The sequence below is a fragment of the Acetomicrobium sp. S15 = DSM 107314 genome (assembly GCF_016125955.1).
Lineage (GTDB): Bacteria > Synergistota > Synergistia > Synergistales > Thermosynergistaceae > Thermosynergistes > Thermosynergistes pyruvativorans.
Map to the genome: position 1 here is coordinate 1 of NZ_JADEVE010000360.1, position 456 is coordinate 456.

Genomic DNA, 456 nt, shown 5'->3' on the forward strand with positions numbered 1-456 from the left:
ATGATGGAGAGCGCAGCCGCTCGCCCCCTCGCCAAATCCTTATGCGGAAAATCCAACGTCACTTGGTCGTTTGTGTAAGAATGAGCGGTCGTCATGAGTCCCTTTACAATGCCGAATTCCGCCAAGGAGCGAAGCACGTTATACTTCGAGGAGGCCGGCCCTATCGTGCATACGATTTTAACCTTCCTCACGCCTCTTACCTCCGCTCTCTACCCTGCCGTGTAGATGTCGAGTATACCAACGAGGAGATGAAGATACGTGAAGATATTGTGCATTTCAGGAAGCCCGAGGGGTGAACACAGCAACACATTTAGACTCGGTAAAGAGGTCGTGCCTTGGATGTACGAGAAGCGCATAGCCTTTATCGGCACTGATCAATGGTCTACAGAGGTCGTTCCGATGGAAGATCCCGACGAAGCCTGGCCAGTCCACTGTGAAACCATAGCCAAGCGCGGT

1 protein-coding gene and 1 pseudogene are annotated in these 456 nt (G+C 52.4%); one reads left to right on the plus strand and one right to left on the minus strand.

Features of this window, described 5'->3' with window-relative positions:
• Positions 1-119 (minus strand): annotated as a pseudogene (locus tag EZM41_RS11055) (type I glyceraldehyde-3-phosphate dehydrogenase); the annotation flags it as partial.
• A 139-nt stretch (positions 120-258) separates the two neighbouring features.
• Between EZM41_RS11055 and EZM41_RS11060 the strand changes: the two are divergent.
• Positions 259-456 (plus strand): hypothetical protein (locus EZM41_RS11060; protein WP_198471141.1); only part of this gene is annotated, 198 nt, incomplete at its 3' end.